Consider the following 293-nt stretch of genomic DNA (forward strand, 5'->3'; position numbering starts at 1 on the left):
GGTTGAGGCGGAAGTCGCGGTTGGAGACGAACACGCGCTGGTGCTCCTCGTCGACCGTGATGCCGTAGCCGTCCTTGCCGTACTTCGGATCCGCGAAGTCGCCGAGCGCCTTCCCGGTGGTGAGATCGTGCACCGAGAATCCGCCCGCGCCCTTGCCCGTGCCGGTGTAGCCGATGTAGAGCAGGCCATTGGTGGAGTCGATGTCGAGCTGACGCGGATTCGCGCGAGTGGCCTTGGACCAGAGCTTCGCGAACCCGTTCGACGCGTCGAAGGCCTCCAGGTTGATCACGTCC

1 protein-coding gene is annotated in these 293 nt (G+C 65.2%); it reads right to left on the bottom strand.

What is annotated here, in order from left to right; all coding sequences use genetic code 11:
• Window positions 1-293 (bottom strand): hypothetical protein (locus OC372_RS19325; RefSeq protein WP_262003906.1); only part of this gene is annotated, 293 nt, incomplete at both ends.

This window comes from Microbacterium sp. Mcb102, assembly GCF_024519805.1.
Lineage (GTDB): Bacteria > Actinomycetota > Actinomycetes > Actinomycetales > Microbacteriaceae > Microbacterium.